This is a genomic window from Paenibacillus sp. J22FR5 (assembly GCF_059691975.1).
Window position 1 is genome coordinate 1 of record NZ_JCAUAN010000035.1, and the last position, 16991, is coordinate 16991.

Below are 16991 nucleotides of genomic sequence, written 5' to 3' on the forward strand. Positions count from 1 at the left end.
ATTAAATGTTTGTCCTTTTTTAGCCATAGAAAAATCCCCTCCAAGTTGTTCTCATTTCCTTATGATACCATAAGGTTTTTTTTGAGTGTCTACTTAAAGGGGATAATACCAGACGGGCACTTTTTTTCAAAGTGTCTATCTTTCGGGTTACAGTTCAATCAGCGCAGCCCCTTCTCTTTATTCTATCGCGGCAAACGCACGATAAACGTGCTCCCCTCGTCCACGACACTTTCCACACCAATCGTTCCGCCATGCAGCTCCACAATGGAACGAGTAATCGATAAGCCCAAGCCCGCTCCACCGCTGCGTCGCGCGCGCGAGGAATCGATGCGGTAGAAGCGATCGAACAGATGCGCAAGATGCTCTGGCGCAATCCCTGGCCCATTATCGTGGACAGCGATTTCAATGCCTCCGCCTATTTTCGTCAATGAGACTCTCACTTCACCTGTCTCTGGATGCGTATGTTGAACCGCGTTGTGAAACAGGTTGAGAATCACTTGCTTGATTTTATCCGGATCGCAGTGACACTGTGTCTCTGGCTCCAAGAGGAATGTGACCGTTCTCTCCCCTGCGAGTAGTCGCAGCTGATGCTCCATCTCATGAAGCAAGTCGTCCATGGCCCCATCTGTCTTTTGGAAAGACGGTGTTCGATCGAGCCGCGCCAGCAGCAGAAGGTCCTCAACTAATTTATTTATGCGGACGGATTCGCCGTGCATGCTTTTCAAAGCCTTCAGCAGCTGTTCCGGCTGTTGATAGGCTCCGCGCAGCAATACCTCCAGGAAGCCATGGATGGAGGTCAGCGGTGTGCGAAGCTCATGAGAGGCATCCGCGGCAAAACGGCGCATCTGCTCCTTCGCTTCTTTTTCGGCTTCAAAAGAAAATTCCAAACGCTCTAGCATACTATTGAACGAAGTCGCCAAGCGATCCATTTCCGCCTGCCCTTGATGCGCAGGGAAACGTTCATTCAAGTTACCGGAGTCTATACTCTTCACCGTATCCACCAAATTTGAAAGTGGAACCAATGTCCGTCTCAGTACCGGCAAGAAACCTAGCAGCCCAATGATCATCGCGAGCATCGATAGGAACAAGAACGTCAACAGCTGTCTTAGGAGGACATCTTTAATTGGAGCTGTACTTGTGCTCGCTTGAATGAGACCCTGAATACCACGTGAACGATCAGGTCCCTCTCCAATTTGATGAAAGACAACCAATTGCTCATTCCCTTTGCTGTCTTTCATAATCAGATGATCCTGTTTTTTTCCTCGCGATTTCAATATCTCTAGATATTGTTCTTTATCCAACTCTAACGTGGACTGTTCATCCTGTGATGAGACCAGTTTATAAGTACCCTTGTCATCAATAAATGCAATGGTTAAATCCGGCACGAAAATCCGCGGACTTCCACTGAAATTATCCTGCCGATTATTGCGATTGAAATCCTGCTTAGGTAGAAAAGGACTCGAGCCCTTATCCTGCCCCTCCTCCACACGAAGCCACACGTTGGGCGGCAGCGCAGCAAGCTGGTTGCGAATTGTCTCTGCCTTATTTTGAAACATAAACTGCTGCATGAACACATATTGAAAAACACCAATTAACAGCAGGAGTGCAGACATGACCAGTAACGTGCGAGATAATATTTGAAACTTTAAGGATCGAGTCTCAAAGCTATTAGCCAACCAGCCACGCTTCTTCATGTCAAATCCATCCGATACCCCGCGCCGCGAATGGTACGAATCAGCTTGTGCTCCTTATCTCCAAGCTTTTCGCGCAGTGAGCGTATGTACACTTCCACAATGTTCTCCTCGCCGCCGAAATCATAGCCCCACACTTTATCGAGAATCATCGTCTTACTCAGCACAAGGCCGTGATTAATCGCCATAAATTTAAGCAATTCATATTCCGTCGGCGACAGCTCTAAGATGCGATCATGCATCGAGATCTCTTTGCGACGATCATCCATGCGAAGAGGTCCAATAACGACTTCCCCGAATAAGTTTGGAAAATGGTTCCGAATCCGCGCGTAGATCCGCGCCAACAGCTCTTCAAAGCTAAACGGCTTGATCATGTAATCATCGGCTCCTAACGTGAGCCCTTTTACTCGATCGTCGATTTCATCTTTGGCTGTCAGCATAATAACGGCAACATTGTCCGTTTTCTTGATCATGCGGCACACCTCGAAACCGTCCATGCCCGGCATCATTACATCCAAGATCGCGATATGCGGCTGAAATTTATTACAAGCTGTGATGGCACTGATTCCATCCTGTGCCGTCATCACTTCGAATCCTTCGTTCGTTAGCCCGAGCTCTAGAAATTCTAAGATATGAGGCTCGTCATCCACGAGCAATATTTTAATCCCTTTTAATTGGCGCATGTGTATCGTCTCCCCTGAATTTCTATCGTATACGACTTCTACAATCAGTATCCCATATCCTGCCTAAAAGCAATCTGAGCAGCGGCTGAAAGCTTGCTGAAAGTTCGGCGCGGGCGCACCAAGAAGCCGAACCCTAAGACGGGCCCGACTCTGGCTACCCCTATACGATATGCTTGATGCGGCGCTCCTTCTTCTTCATACCATGACAGTCACGCACAATGTAGAGCGGCCGATTTTTGGCTTCATCATAAATGCGTCCAATGTACTCCCCAATCGCACCTAGCAGAAACAACATGCATCCACTCACGATTAATTCCATCAAGGTAATGACATGCCAGCCTGAAACAGTCGTCTCCGTAAACAAGTGAAGGTAAAGGACGATTAACATATAGCTCACACCTGCCGTCCAGAGCACGCCTCCCATATAGAAAGCCAGCTTGAGGGGTTTCGTTGAAAAGGACGTGATCCCGTCCAAGCAAAGCTTGAGCATTTTCTTCAGCCGAAACTTCGTCTTACCGGCAGCACGTTCTTCCCGTACATACTCGACGTAGGTTTGCTTGAAGCCTACCAAGGGGACGAGGCCTCGGACATATCGGTTTTTCTCCGTTAAGCGGCGCATTTCCTCGCATACCTTGCGGTCCATGAGTCGGAAGTCACCGGTATCGACAGGAATAGAGATATCTGTAGAGGCTCGGAGAACTCGATAAGACAGATGAGCTGTTTGCTTTTTGAAAAAGGTTCCCCCCATACGCTGCCTACGTTTGGCATACACGACGTCATAGCCTTCCTTCCACTTCGTGATCATCGCAAGAATAAGCTCAGGCGGATCCTGCAGATCGGTGTCGATCACAACAACCGCATCGCCACTGGCATAGTCCATACCCGCTGTAATCGCGATCTGATGGCCGAAGTTACGTGAGAAGTTAATCAGCTTCACTCGCTCATCCCGCTCGCTGAAGCCCTGAAGGATAGCCGCGGTATGATCGCGGCTTCCATCATTCACGAACAGCAGCTCATAAGTGCCGTCCGTTTGATTCATGATATCTTTCAACCTATAGTACGTCTGAGTGATGACATCTTCTTCATTGAAAACAGGAACGACAATAGAATAGCGAACATGTTCGTTCATCGAGAGTCCCCTCCTAGTCTAAAGAATCTTCGTTGATGAGGTATAACGCACCGGAGCCTCCTAGGCCACCGCCGCCAGGCGTGAACCCACCATCTCCATCATTGCGTCCGCCGTCCACACCACGTGTGCCGCCTTGTCCTTGTTGCTCACCCTGCTGTGGTTGCGGACCTTGCAAGGATGCAGCTTGGTACTCACTCTTCAGTACTTCCGTGCTATGAGCTTTGATCCATGTTTTAACTTCAGAGCTAGCACTGCCTCCTCCACCGCCAAACCCGCCTTCTCCAGATAAAAAGAAGAATTTAATCTCCTTGTTCGCTACCATTTGCTTCAGTCGAGCTACGGTCATAATCGGATCTGAGCCAGAGAAACCGCCCATCGCCATGACCGCTTTACCTGTTTGTATAATGTAGGAGGACGCTTCTGTCGCTCTGGAAACTGCGAATAAATACGTCTCGCCTGTATTGTTTTTGGTGACATAATCGAGCAATTGCGTATTCACCCCATTGGAGTCTCCCATACGAGCGCCCCCTCCTATGCTCGAGCTGCTCTTCAAGTTAGGTCCTGCTTCTGGAAGCATGCTGTTACCGCCATAGAGCAGCGGCGTAGCTGCCCAATAAAGTGGAGCTGCAAGCAGGGCTAGTAAGCCAAGCATCGCAGTTTTGTGCGCTACCTTTTCTTTCTTGGAAGCTAAGATAAGCACCAACGTTGCAAGGGCGCCTGCCGCACCCACGCCAATCGCTAAGCCTGATCCGATTTGTGCGTTATAAGGCTTAATGATATAGACTTCAAAAGCCGTCGTAACCGCAATAGCTGCGGGTAACAGCCACATTTCCCAAGAAGCTTTATCGCGATGTAAGCGCCAAAGCTCAGTCCAACCTGCCCCAGCGAGCGCAGCCAGAGGTGCTGCCAGCATAATTAAATAATACTGATGGAAAAAACCTGCCACACTGAAGAACGCTGCTGCTGGGAGCAGCCATGCCAACCAAAACAACGTTTCAAACTGTTTGCTTGTAACTGGTTTTTTCCGGCGAAATCCGACTAATAGCGCAAACGCGCCGAAGATGGCAAAAGGCAGCACCCATGAAATTTGCCCGGATAGGGCCGATTGGAACAAACGCAGCGGTCCTGCTTGACCTGTGTTGAAGGCGCCGCCTCCCCCTCCTGCTCCGCCCGGTCCGCCACCATCAGGTCGGCCGCCTTGGCCATCACCGCCAGGGAAGCCTGGTGGAGCGCCATTTTGACCATCTCCACCTGGAACGCCTGCCGGAGGTTCACCACCATCATCGCGCGTGACGCGATTACCGTCACCCGGCTGCTGCAATTGACCTCCGTCTGGTCTCGCGCCGCCTCCGCCTCCAGTACCTCTGTCCCCCGTCAAACGGGATACACCGTTATACCCAAAAGCTAGCTCCAACACCGAGTTGGTCTGACTGCTTCCCATATAAGGGCGTTTATCCTGCGGAATGGAGTCCACGATCACGGCCCACGACAACGACAACACGACAAGCGCAGCTGTGGCACCTGCAAGCACCTTCACCTTGCTTTTCCAATTCACCCTACTTGCGAATAGATAAAATAAATAGAAGGCCGGAATGACCATGTAGGCTTGGAGCATTTTCATATTAAAAGCCACACCCACCATACCAAAGGCCGCTACAACCCAGCCCCATTGCTTACGACGGACCCCGCGGAACAACATCCACGTTGCCAGTATGAGCGTGAAAACCAACATACTATCCACATTATTCGTACGACTTACCGCTGCTGCAATCGGCGTACAAGCGAATACGAGACTCGAGAGCCGCGCTGCTGTAAGACCAAACGTAGGTTTAATGAGGAAGTACATCAAGAGCACAGATCCTACACCAGCCAACGCTTGAGGCAAAATCACACTCCAACCATGTACGCCAAATAGATAGGCGCTTGCCGTCTGGACCCAGAACGTAACTGGCGGCTTATCCACCGTCACATAACCTGCTGGATCGAACGAAGCAAAGAAGAAGTTATGAAAGCTTTGCAGCATGCTTGTTACCGCCGCTGTGTAGTAACCATTCACGGTCTTATCTTGCCAAATGTTAACTATGTTCAGAAAGCCAGCCAATGATGCGATTAGCACGAGCAGGTAGTCGATTTTTTTACTTATAGGTGCCTTCATGTTCGTTAACACTCCCTTTATTACATTCTCGTAGGAACGTCGGGCATTCCCTTGTTGACTTATGTCTCTCACTTTAACTTTTACAGCTGAATTTTTACTGAATGCCCCCTGAACATTTCTTGAAAGCTTTCTGAGAATAGGCTGAGCATTAACATTCAGCCATTTTTCAGCTAATAATCAATTGAATCTCAGCTAACTCCCATATACTGATTTCATATAATAAGGATTCGACAGAAAAGAGGAATTCCTGATGACAAAGACCATACGATCCTTCCTTCCTTTTCATTTTCAAACGATGGATGCGAGTATTGAACTTCTGCTGCCCTGTGATGAACGTCAGCAGCTGCGCATTCAGGAGATTGGCAGAGAGTGGTTTGGGCGCGAAGAAAAGCGGTTCAGCCTTTATCTCGCTGACAGTGAAATCAACCTTTTAAATACCTTGGCGGGGGAAAGCTGCCTTGTGTCCGATACCATGATAGAAGTGCTCTTCCTTGCTGAAATGTATCAAGCGATCACGGACGGGAAATATGCGCCTCTTCTATATAAAGACTCGACAGATCCAACGCATACCTGGACACCTGCTATGCAAGGATGGAGAGTTAATCCTACTACGAAGTCAGTGACGCTGCCTCAACATACGTGTATTCAGTTGCAAGGCATCGAAAAAAGTTGGTCCTTGAAACGATTAACCGACTATATGAAGAAAACCTTATCGCTGGCAAGAGGTCTCATTCTAGCCAAGGGTGACGTGACGGTATGGGGTCAATCTGACGCCCGAGAAGAGTCATGGATGATCGGGATCCAGAATCCATGGAAGGAGAACGCCAAGCTAGGCGCGATTGTGATGCCGGAGGGTGCACTCTCTACGTACAGTCCGCTTGAGGAACGCGAGAATTACGCTGGCAGCGATGTGCTGCAATGCACAGTTGCAGGGCAAGATCTTGTGGAGTGCCACGTATGGGCACGATTGTTGGGCTCACTTGGGCTGGAGGCTGGCCTGTCCCTTCTTGCCAAACGCAGCGAAGTATGTGAAGCTGTTGTGCTTTCCAAGCAAGGAGAGCTGCACTATTATGGGCGAGAAGCCTCTCTCGGGCATCGATGGCTAGACCTGCAGGTGGATCACTACCATTTTAGTGACAGTCATCGTCTTGATGATGTTGATAGCTTCTCTTAAATGTTTTACTGATCAGATCGTTTGTGGATGAAATTAGTGAAAATTGCTTGTTATCCACAATACGGTGTCACTTGTCCACATAAGAGATATTAGTTACCCACAAAATAGGCTATTTTATCAACAAGTTATCCACTTGTTGTGTGTATCTTTTGAATATGGAGCTCCCCCCATGTTATGATTCAAGAAGAAACGGCTGCACCGTCCTCTTAGGACGAGTGTGTTTACCAAGAAATATAGCCTTCTTATTAGGTGAAACATATAAATACTATATTTATACAAAATACGCGAGGCAGGGGCTTTATTCGGATGACTTATGATGTAATCGTAATTGGCGGCGGTTCTGCCGGTCTCATGGCTGGCATTGCCGCAAGCAGGGACGGCGCAAAAGTGCTTCTCGTCGATAAAGGGGACAAGCTGGGGCGTAAGCTCGGCATTTCTGGCGGCGGCAGATGCAATGTAACCAACAACAAAGACATGGATGAACTGATCAAACACATCCCAGGCAACGGGCGCTTCCTTTATAGCGCATTCACCCATTTCGGGAATAAGCATATTATCGATTTTTTTGAAAATCTCGGCATCCACCTCAAAGAAGAGGACAATGGTCGGATGTTTCCCATCAGCGACAAGGCCAAAACCGTCGTCGACGCGTTGATCAGCCAAGTGCGGCGGCAGGGTGTGGAGATCCGGACCAACAGTCCGGTCAAAAAGGTGTTGTATGCGGACGGCCGCGTGAGCGGTGTCCAACTGCAAGGCGGGGAGACGCTCCACAGCCACGCTGTGATCGTCGCCTCCGGCGGATGCTCGGTGCCGCACACCGGCTCCACGGGAGACGGTTATGCTTGGGCTGAGGCGGGTGGGCACACCATTACGCCGCTTTTTCCGACCGAGGTTCCGTTAACCTCGAAGGAGGCTTTTATCCGCAGCCGCGAGCTGCAAGGACTGTCCTTGCGCGACGTGACGCTCAGCGTGCTGAACGCGAAGGGGAAAGCGATTATCGCCCATCGCGGCGATATGGTCTTCACTCACTTCGGCCTATCCGGGCCGATCGCGCTGCGCTGCAGCCAGTTCGTCGTGAAGGAGCTGAACAAATCCGAGCGCAAGGAAGTGCTCGTCACGGTGGATTTGTTCCCTGATCTGAGCACCGACGAGGTATACAACGAGAGCATGGCGCTCGCGAGGAGCGACGCGAAGAAAGCGATCAAAAACGTGCTCAAGCCCCTGCTCTCGGAGCGGCTCATCCCGCTTCTGCTCGCCAAGTCGGAGCTGGACGAGCAGCTGACATATGACAACATTCCGAAGCAGAAATGGCTGGAGCTCTGCAAGCTGATGAAAGCTTTCCCCGTCATCGTTAAGGGGACGCTATCTTTAGAAGAAGCCTTCGTGACAGGCGGCGGCGTTCAGCTCAAAGAAGTAGATCCAAGCACGATGCAATCCAAGCTTGTTCAAGGTCTCTACTTCTGCGGAGAAATCCTGGACATCCACGGATACACGGGTGGATATAACATTACCGCGGCCTTCTCGACGGGGTATATGGCGGGTACGCATGCAGCGATGCAGGGGTGACGCCACCCTTTTGACTCGGAATGTTCCCTTCTAGCGCTCGCTGCATTTCATTCTAGAATCGTTGTCGTTACTGGGTTATTGAGTAGCTCGTTGAACAACAAAAAAAGACGAACGAACACCCCCTTGGTGTCGCTCGTCTTTTCTCATTTCATAATGTCACAATATTGCTATTATGCAGTTACCAATTCCAATTCATCTTCCTCATCACGATCAAACGCGATGCGGTCAAATTCACCTTCGGATTCTGCTACAAGCAAGGCTGTTACTGTTGTTCCTGTTGCGTTTACTGCTGTACGACCCATGTCGATCAGCGCTTCAACGCCTAGGACAAGTCCCATACCTTCAAGCGGCAAGCCAAGTGCTGTCAAGACAACGGTTGTCGAGATTGATGCAGGACCTGGTACACCAGCTACCCCGATGGAGGAAATAACACTGACTAAGATCAACAACGCATACTCGGAAATACCTAGTGGAAGGTTGTAAACTTTCGCTACGAAAATCGCTACAACTGCTGGCCAAACGCCGCCGCAGCCGTTGAAGTTCATCGTTGCCCCAAGCGGTGCCACGAAGCTAGCAATACGCGGTGATACGCGTAGACGTTTCGTAATCACTTCCAAATTCACTGGCAGTGTTGCATAGCTGCTGCGTGTTGTAAAGGCAACTGCAATTGTCGGATATGCCTTTTTAAAGAATTTAATCGGGTTAACTTTCGCCACAAGCAGCACAAGACCACCGAAAACCAAGACGAAGTGGATAATTAATGCCACGTAGGAAGTCAAAATAATTTTAGCTAACGGCTCCAAAGTTTCCCATCCGTATTTAGCTGCCATCGCCGCGATCAACGCGTACACCCCATAAGGTGTCAAACGAATAACGTACTTCACAACTTGGTGCATAACCGCCGTAGCTGAAGTAATAAATGCCTTAACGGATGCAACAGCCTCTGGTTTTTTGGAGCCAATTTGCACGATCGCTACGGCTACGAAAATCGCGAAAATCAGAACCGGCACAACCTTACCGCTCGCCATATCGCTAATTGGATTGGAAGGTACCAGATCCAGAATAACTTGCGAGAATGTCGGAATTTCTTTAGCTTTAAAATCCTTCGGAACCGCTTGTGCGATGCCATTACCCGGATCAATCGCCAATGCGACTAGAAGACCGATCAAAGCTGCGATACCCGTTGTAAGTAGAAACCAGCCAATCGTTTTGATGCCTAGTTTACGAAGCTGAGCCATACTGGACAACGACGAAATACTATTAATAACAAGAATGAAGACAAGAGGCATTACGAGCATTTTGATCAAGTTGACGTAAATCGTTCCGATCGTACTAACACTTTTAAATTGCAATCCTGCCTGATTGAAAATAACCCCAGCCACCAGACCAAGTCCTAAACCGATAAATACTCGGTTACCGAAGCTGACTTTCTTTTTGCCAAGAAAAGCGATGAAACCAATAATTATGATTGATACGACTAAGCTGACCCAGTTGGTTTGAAAAGCGGTTACTAGGTTGTTTTGCATGTTCATCATCTCCTTATTCCTACAAATCCACTCGGTTTAATTGTGATAAGAATATGACAACTCACACTGCATGTCAATGATTTTTTTTGAAAAATGCCAAAAAAAACCGAACAATCACCATTTTTAAACAGTGGTTGATTCGGTTCTATGCATTTTCCTATAAATGACTCTTTGCAAATCCGACTAAATCGTATGCTGGTCATGCACGATAGCGACTACGTACCAATGCGAAGCTGAGTACTCAAAAACAAGTCGTAAGCTGGTCCAATCCATCCCTTGATACTGCGGATCAAAACCAGGGAAATGATATTCAACTGTTATATAAGTAGTCGTTGGATACACGCTGAACACATTGTTGATCATATTCCCTTTGCCCAGAATCGTGTTGTAGCTGATCTGTGGCGCAGCAGCAAAGTTAGCGTTATACACAAATTTGGCCCAATAATTAGGAAATGTAAGATCAATTGGATCACCCGACCCATCGAAAGTGCCCCAGTGAGTGAGACTTGGGCTAGCCCAAAGCGCGGCAAGATTGCTGCCTTGAACTTGAATGTCTGTCGCTGTGCGAATGTACGAATACGGTGAAAATTGCACACCTTTTTGCGGATGTACAAGACTTGCAAGCTTCGTAATATTCTTTTCCTTGAGGGCGGCGATCACTTCTTGGGCCCGGGCTTCGATCACTTTCTTGGCATCCGCCGCGGTAGAAAAGCTTGGGGCCGTCGCAGTTGGCGCGGGCTTCACGCTAGGGGAAACCTGCGGCTTCGTTGTCGCAGACGGTTGCGGTGTTGATGGGCTAGTCGTTGGTAACGGCGATCCTACCGGGGAAGGGGTTGGTTCTTGAGAGGGAGATGAAGACACACCTGCTGTTTGCTGCGCCGTTGGTCCACTGCTGCTCGTGACCCCTTCATCGGTCTTTCCTGTGCTGCATCCTGCAAGGGCACTGATCATACTGACCATAACCACAGCAATTGCGATCTTCCTCATACTTCCCATGAGAACCACTCCTTCTTCAATTGTCTTCCTTATTACACCAAACGCATGCGGGGTGCGAAAGGTTACATCCTATTCCTCTACTCTCAAAATAAAGATGAAAATGGGCTGCCCATTGCATAAGAGATGAAGCCTTCGGCCGAAGGAGTTTAAAGCAGCGTTTGGGTGCCCTTCCCATTGGATAAATCCACTGTTTTTTCCCTTCAGGAGCTATCAACGGGGGTTCTATTGGATATATACAATCGATACACGCGAAATAAGCGTCTTATGCCCGTTTTTTCCGGATTCCACTGGATTCGTCCAGTCAAATTCATATTTTTCGCTTAGAACGGGATGTTCTAATGGATTTATACAATAGCATCAGGAAGATGCTGCCTTCGGCCCAGTCAACCTAAGCTGGGGAGCCCCAAACGAGAAACTATAACGCAGAACGAGGAAACTCTATTGGGGTTGAGGTAGATATGTGCGAAAAGCAGCGAAAAGAACCCGAGGATACCCATCCTCAGGTTCTTCTGTTCCTTATGTTGCGCTTCCCCGTGCCCTCAGCTCCTGCAACAAATTAGATCCGAATACCAGCACTAAAATGATTGTAGTCATCGGCCGAAGGATCAAAGGCCGCTTCATCATCACTTGGCAGCGCATCCCGATCCGCAACCACAGCCGATGCCGCATAACTGTCGGACCAATCCTCATTCACCGTATGCGCCGGAATGCGGATGGAGCCCTCAAGGTCATATGCCATGGCGAATGTGGCCTGCTCGGACTGCATCTGCGGCCGATCTACGAGCCGCCCGCCGTGCGATTGGGCAATTTCAATCGCCGAGGTGATCTCCTGTTCATCGAGATGGATGTGCAGCGTCGCGAGCTCTCCTTCCAGCAGCTCCGGCTTGTAGCCGAGCTCCTCTAGGGTATCTAGCGCAAGCAAGGCATCACGCGTTTGATCAAATTCAAAAAAGATAGGAACAAAGTCCTTCATCCTACAGCACCCTTTCTTCCTTCAAATGGAAAGTCTGCCATTAGGTTTGACCAATTGTTCCTATCCTATTCCAAATCCGATTCCGCCGTCCTCAGTGCTTCTTGGACGAATTGGAGCAGCTCCTCATGGTATTCCGGCACAGCTGCTACCAAATACATGGACTTATCCGCATCAACCATATCTTTAACTGCTGAGCCTCCGAGCAGCGTAAGCGGATTGCCTGCGAAATCCGTGACCTTCACCCCAGCCTCCTGCGCAAGCAGCAAGCCTGCATACAGATCTTCTCCTTCTGAGTTGTACAAAACAACACCGTGCAGATCGCCTCTGGCCAGCATCGCCCACACCAACGTTGGTGCCCACATCCGCATCACTCTTTTGACCGAATATTCCAGATGATGCCGCAGCGCTAATGCCCGTTGATCGTCTTTCTTCACTGCGTGTCCTTGAATCCAGGAAATCGTGGACTTCGCCAGAGCGCCATAAGGCTTCGCCTCCAACTTCCTATCACCTTTCCACGCACCCTCGTCTTGAACAGCTACATAAGTGAATTCCATGGCCGAATCATGTACGACACCCAACACGATGCGCCCTTGATAGCTTAAAGAAATCGAAACGCCGTATAAGGGAATGCCCAGCGCGAAATTGTTCGTCCCATCCAAGGGATCGACGTGCCACACCCAATCGCTCGCCGCTCCCCCCTCACCTGCTTCTTCGCTATAAATGCGATGAGTTGGAAAAACACGCAAGATGTCATCCACAATGAGACGGTCCGCCTGTACATCCACTTCTGTCACGAGATCACCGCGCTCATCCTTGTGCTGAAGGTTTAATTGACCACCGAAACGTTTCTTGGCTAGTTCACCTGCTTTCACGGCTGCCCCTACGGCAACTTCTCTTGCTAATGTCCATTCGTTTCGATTCATTCCCTTCATCCCCCTCGCGTGATCACCCCTGTCTTTTCTATATTACCATATCCTCCCTAGAAAAGTTACGTTGGGGCCTACACTTACATTGACAAGCCACCTGTTCATAAGTGATAATATAGCAAAATCAAAAGGCGACAAGAGCTGTCGAAAGGGGCAATACGAGTATGGTAAAGCATCATCAGCACAAGATTTTGGATTGTACGATTCGAGACGGCGGTTTAATTAACGATTGGGATTTTAGCGTGGAGTTTGTCCAAGACATGTATCGCGGCTTAAGCGCAGCCGGCGTTGAATATATGGAAATTGGTTATAAAAACTCAGAAAAACTACTAAAAGGCGGAGCATCAGGGCCTTGGAGATTCCTGAATGAATCTTTCTTGCGTGATGTGATCACCAAAAAGACGGATACAAAGCTTTCCGCTCTCGTCGATATCGGACGCGTTGATGAGAACGACATTTTGCCTCGTGAAGACAGCTTACTTGATCTAATCCGTGTAGCTTGTTACATCAAAGATGTAGATAAAGGTCTTGAGCTTGTACAGAAATTCCATGACATGGGTTACGAAACGTCCCTGAACATTATGGCGCTTTCCCACGTGATGGAGAACGAATTGACTGAAGCCTTTGAAGAGATCAACAAAAGCCCCGTTGACGTGGTCTACGTCGTAGACTCCTACGGCAGCATGGACAACAAGGATATTGACTACCTCGTATCCAAATTCCAACGTTTGCTTCCTGAGAAGGAGCTTGGCTTGCATATGCACAACAACATGCAGCTTGCTTTCTCGAACACCATTGCTGGTGCTTCCAAAGGCGTAACGTTCTTGGATTCCTCCGTATATGGCATGGGCCGCGCAGCTGGTAACTGTACAACAGAACTGTTGCTCAGCTACCTCAAAGGTGCTCGTTACGACGTTCGTCCAGTTCTTGGCCTTATCGAGAAGCACATGATTACAATGCGCGAGAAATGGGATTGGGGTTACCTCGTTCCTTACATGATCGTTGGTGCCTTGGACGAGCATCCTCGTACAGCGATGGCATTGCTTGATTCTGCTGAAAGAAATAATTTCGTTGACTTCTACGATCGTTTAACTTCCGTCGAAACGTCACCAGCAGCAAGCAAAAAATAATCAACACAACATCCATAACCCCTATTCGTCAGCTCATGAAGGCATCTCCTTCTGAACTGCACGACTAGGGGTTTTTCAATTCACTACTTGATAATTTTTGCTGAAACGACATAGTTTTCTGCGTAGGCACGATCAATTAAGAAAATGAAATCCTCGCTATCTTTGCGATTGAAATTCCTTTTTGGAAGAACCTCGATATAATCACTCTCAATTAACATCGTGCATTTCTCATCCGCATAGATCAATCCATTTTCTAAGCGTTTAATCGCTTCTACCATGACTTCCCGTGACTTCAAATCTCCATGAATCTCCACATAAACTTTGGCGGTAGCGTCGTGATCTCGGAGTAAAATCGCTACCTTCTGTTTGACTTTGATGCGCACCTTCTTTTTCTCAGATATACTCATAGGTTCTACTCCTTCATTCGTCTATGCATTCATTTTATGTAGGAGCTGGGTAAGGTGGACTAGGCTAATGGACATTTTAATTATCCACAGCATGTATGGGGTTTAGGTATTTTAAGGTAAGCAAGGATATTTCTGCACCAATTTGAAAATAGTAAGATTATCAGCACGTCAGGGGGGTCTTGTCATTGTCGTGCCCATAACGCTAAGTCAGACCTATTGCAAGTGGCAGGCACTGCTGGCCTACCGTTCGCAGATGCCGGTTGAACCGGAATTTCTGCAATCTTTTATCAAATGTGAAGGAATTTTCTCTTCGGATGTAGGTAACGGTATCGATGAGAGAAAATGAGACAAAATAATAAAATCGATACCGCTGCCTCCAAGCGGTGACTATGGGAGTGAACTTGATCCGCTATGAGCCGCATTTTGCTGATTGAAGATGAAGATCGTATCGCCCGCGTGTTGCAGTTGGAGCTTGAGCATGAAGGCTATGAGGTACTTATATGTGGGGATGGTCGGTCAGGACTGCAAGCTGCCTTAAGCGAAGAAGGATGGGATCTCGTCCTTCTTGATGTCATGCTTCCAGAGCTCAACGGACTTGAAGTACTTAGACGCATTAGGCAGGTAAATGCCACCCTGCCTATCATTTTGTTAACCGCAAGGGATGCCATTCCCGATCGCGTCAGTGGACTGGATCAAGGCGCCAACGATTATGTCACGAAGCCTTTTGCAACGGTAGAATTGTTAGCTCGTATTCGCAGTCTGCTCCGGCAGAAGAGCCTGCAAGACCAAGCTCCCGAGCAGGATCATTTGCTGAAAATCGATGAACTTAGCATGGATTTGAAAAGCCGCGCCGTCACCCGGGACGGCATTGCCATCGAGCTAACGCCAACGGAGTTTGATTTGCTGCGCTTTCTCATTCAGCATCAGAACGAGGTCATGTCACGGGAGCAGATTATCACAGAGGTGTGGGGCTATGATTTCATTGGGGATACCAATGTTGTCGATGTGTATATCCGTTATTTACGTCAAAAGGTGGACAAGCCCTTCACCACCAAATTGATTCAGACAATACGCGGCATCGGCTATTTAATTAAGTCGGAAGTTCCTACTAGTGGCAAAGATGCCACTTCCCCAGGCAGTCCTCCTCTTGCAGACGCGCAGGAATCACTATGAGCCTGAAACTTAAAATCACCCTATGGGTAACCGTTGGATTGATGGTGATCCTTTTCTTCAGCTTTACCTTTGTCTATTACATGTTCATTCGCGTCACAACTAAGGGTGAAATTGACCTCCTGAAAGATAAAGCCAGCGCCCTGTTGTTGAAGGATTTGCCTAATCATCCGGAGTACTGGAAGGACAATTCACAAATGGATGAGCTTCTGATCCCGCAAGAAATGGTGCGGTATATTACACCTGACTCGAAGGTTGCTCATCAGATTTATTCAGACACGAGTCTCGTAAGGTATCCAGCCAGCTATGCAACGGAAGCTTCTGATACCTTAATCACCGATGCCGATGGCATTCTGCTATTTGTGCGGACACCCGTGTTCAAGAATGGTGAACAGGTCGCTCTCTTAGAAATAGGTCGAAACCTTCGAAGACTTGGCATGTACTCCGAAATGTTGATCTCGATACTCGTTTTAACTTCCATCGGTGCGCTCATTTTGGCTCTGATCGGAGGTTATTTTTATACGAATGTGTTGTTTCGCCCACTTCAACAGTTCATCGCGACCATGCAAAACATTGAGAAGAGCGGTTCATTCCGGCATATCACAATGCCTGCCAAGCAGGCTAATGATGAAATGATGATGCTTGGCGCCACCTTCAACCGTATGATCGACAGGCTGCAAGACATGTTTCGTAAACAGGAGCAATTCCTCGCTGATGCTTCTCATGAGCTTAGAACGCCGCTTACGATTATTGAAAGCTATGCTAGCTTATTGCGGAGATGGGCTTCCAGCAATGATCAATTGCGGGAAGAGGCACTGGAAGCCATAGTATCTGAATCGGCACAGCTGAAGCTCCTCACACAAAATCTGCTTTCGCTCACGGATACCAATCGTGAAAACTGTGAGCAGAATACGAACTTCGACCTGCTTCCGCTCGCCCGGCAAACCGCGGCCTCCCTCCGCGTCACTTCCTCGCGAGAGATTCGCGTCCAAGCGGAGCTCGATATGAAAGAGCTTCAAATGACGGGAGATCCCTATCAGATCAGACAGTTACTCATTATTTTAATAGACAACGCTTTGAAATATAGCCAGCAAATCGTCGATATCCGCATCAGTCTAAACGATAACCGCGTGATCCTCAAAGTCATGGATCAAGGCATTGGCATCGCTGAAGAGGATCTGCCGCACATCTTTGACCGCTTCTATCGATCGGACAAAGCTAGGAATAGGAAACAAGGAGGAGCAGGTCTTGGACTCGCTATTGCCCAGCATATTGTGCAGAAACATCAAGGTACAATCGAGCTCCAAAGCAGCTTAGGACAAGGCTCGACAGCTATTGTAACGCTTCCACAATCCTGTCAATAAGAACATTATAAGGGGATTCTCATCATTCTCTCAGAATTGGATTTCCCCCTAGTTATAGCAATGCTTTCAGCGTTCCGAGGTAAATAATAGGGCAATTTTCA

General features: G+C 48.4%; 15 protein-coding genes. 6 read left to right on the plus strand and 9 right to left on the minus strand.

Annotated elements, in window-relative coordinates:
- Positions 1 to 182 precede the first annotated feature (182 nt).
- The 4 genes from AC58P7_RS28405 to AC58P7_RS28420 form a co-directional block, all read right to left on the minus strand.
- On the minus strand, positions 183 to 1694 hold the full coding sequence (locus AC58P7_RS28405) for a sensor histidine kinase (RefSeq protein WP_497349023.1): 1512 nt from the start codon (positions 1692 to 1694) through the stop codon (positions 183 to 185).
- The gene (locus AC58P7_RS28410; RefSeq protein ID WP_497349025.1) at positions 1691 to 2374 is read right to left on the minus strand and encodes a response regulator transcription factor; all 684 of its coding nucleotides are present in this window, start codon (positions 2372 to 2374) and stop codon (positions 1691 to 1693) included. Before AC58P7_RS28410 ends, AC58P7_RS28405 begins: the two co-directional genes overlap by 4 nt.
- 160 nt (positions 2375 to 2534) lie before the next feature.
- Positions 2535 to 3503: a glycosyltransferase family 2 protein gene (locus AC58P7_RS28415; RefSeq protein ID WP_497349027.1), complete on the minus strand. Its 969-nt coding sequence runs from the start codon at positions 3501 to 3503 to the stop codon at positions 2535 to 2537.
- 13 nt (positions 3504 to 3516) lie between these two features.
- Positions 3517 to 5658, minus strand: a complete 2142-nt coding sequence (locus AC58P7_RS28420; protein WP_497349029.1) for a glycosyltransferase family 39 protein — start codon at positions 5656 to 5658, stop codon at positions 3517 to 3519.
- Positions 5659 to 5908: 250 nt separating this feature from the next.
- Between AC58P7_RS28420 and AC58P7_RS28425 the strand changes: the two genes are divergently transcribed.
- Both AC58P7_RS28425 and AC58P7_RS28430 read left to right on the plus strand, forming a co-directional pair.
- Complete coding sequence (locus AC58P7_RS28425) at positions 5909 to 6832, plus strand: FAD:protein FMN transferase (protein ID WP_497349031.1); 924 nt, start codon at positions 5909 to 5911, stop codon at positions 6830 to 6832.
- Positions 6833 to 7138: 306 nt separating this feature from the next.
- Positions 7139 to 8398, plus strand: a complete 1260-nt coding sequence (locus AC58P7_RS28430) for a BaiN/RdsA family NAD(P)/FAD-dependent oxidoreductase (protein WP_497349033.1) — start codon at positions 7139 to 7141, stop codon at positions 8396 to 8398.
- A 170-nt stretch (positions 8399 to 8568) separates the two neighbouring features.
- On the opposite strand, the gene AC58P7_RS28435 is transcribed toward AC58P7_RS28430, so the two are convergent.
- The 4 genes from AC58P7_RS28435 to AC58P7_RS28450 form a co-directional block, all read right to left on the minus strand.
- On the minus strand, positions 8569 to 9924 hold the full coding sequence (locus tag AC58P7_RS28435) for a dicarboxylate/amino acid:cation symporter (protein WP_497349035.1): 1356 nt from the start codon (positions 9922 to 9924) through the stop codon (positions 8569 to 8571).
- 183 nt (positions 9925 to 10107) lie between these two features.
- Entirely contained in the window at positions 10108 to 10911 is an 804-nt protein-coding gene (locus AC58P7_RS28440) for a hypothetical protein (protein WP_497349037.1), read from the minus strand.
- A 565-nt stretch (positions 10912 to 11476) separates the two neighbouring features.
- Entirely contained in the window at positions 11477 to 11893 is a 417-nt protein-coding gene (locus AC58P7_RS28445) for a hypothetical protein (protein WP_497349039.1), read from the minus strand.
- Between the two features lie 65 nt (positions 11894 to 11958).
- Positions 11959 to 12816: an inositol monophosphatase family protein gene (locus AC58P7_RS28450; RefSeq protein ID WP_497349041.1), complete on the minus strand. Its 858-nt coding sequence runs from the start codon at positions 12814 to 12816 to the stop codon at positions 11959 to 11961.
- A 167-nt stretch (positions 12817 to 12983) separates the two neighbouring features.
- On the opposite strand from AC58P7_RS28450, the gene AC58P7_RS28455 reads away from it, so the two are divergent.
- Positions 12984 to 13949 carry an aldolase catalytic domain-containing protein gene (locus tag AC58P7_RS28455; protein WP_497349043.1) on the plus strand — a complete coding sequence of 322 codons (966 nt, stop codon included), beginning with the start codon at positions 12984 to 12986 and terminating at the stop codon, positions 13947 to 13949.
- An 83-nt stretch (positions 13950 to 14032) separates the two neighbouring features.
- Here AC58P7_RS28455 and AC58P7_RS28460 read toward each other — a convergent pair whose 3' ends face one another.
- Positions 14033 to 14356, minus strand: a complete 324-nt coding sequence (locus AC58P7_RS28460; RefSeq protein ID WP_497349045.1) for a hypothetical protein — start codon at positions 14354 to 14356, stop codon at positions 14033 to 14035.
- A 190-nt stretch (positions 14357 to 14546) separates the two neighbouring features.
- Between AC58P7_RS28460 and AC58P7_RS28465 the strand changes: the two genes are divergently transcribed.
- The 3 genes from AC58P7_RS28465 to AC58P7_RS28475 all read left to right on the plus strand — a co-directional run bounded on the left by AC58P7_RS28465 (position 14547) and on the right by AC58P7_RS28475 (position 16890).
- Entirely contained in the window at positions 14547 to 14702 is a 156-nt protein-coding gene (locus AC58P7_RS28465; RefSeq protein WP_497349047.1) for a hypothetical protein, read from the plus strand.
- 65 nt (positions 14703 to 14767) lie between these two features.
- Positions 14768 to 15529, plus strand: a complete 762-nt coding sequence (locus AC58P7_RS28470) for a response regulator transcription factor (RefSeq protein WP_497349049.1) — start codon at positions 14768 to 14770, stop codon at positions 15527 to 15529.
- Positions 15526 to 16890 carry a sensor histidine kinase gene (locus AC58P7_RS28475; RefSeq protein ID WP_497349051.1) on the plus strand — a complete coding sequence of 455 codons (1365 nt, stop codon included), beginning with the start codon at positions 15526 to 15528 and terminating at the stop codon, positions 16888 to 16890. Before AC58P7_RS28470 ends, AC58P7_RS28475 begins: the two co-directional genes overlap by 4 nt.
- Positions 16891 to 16991 lie beyond the last annotated feature (101 nt).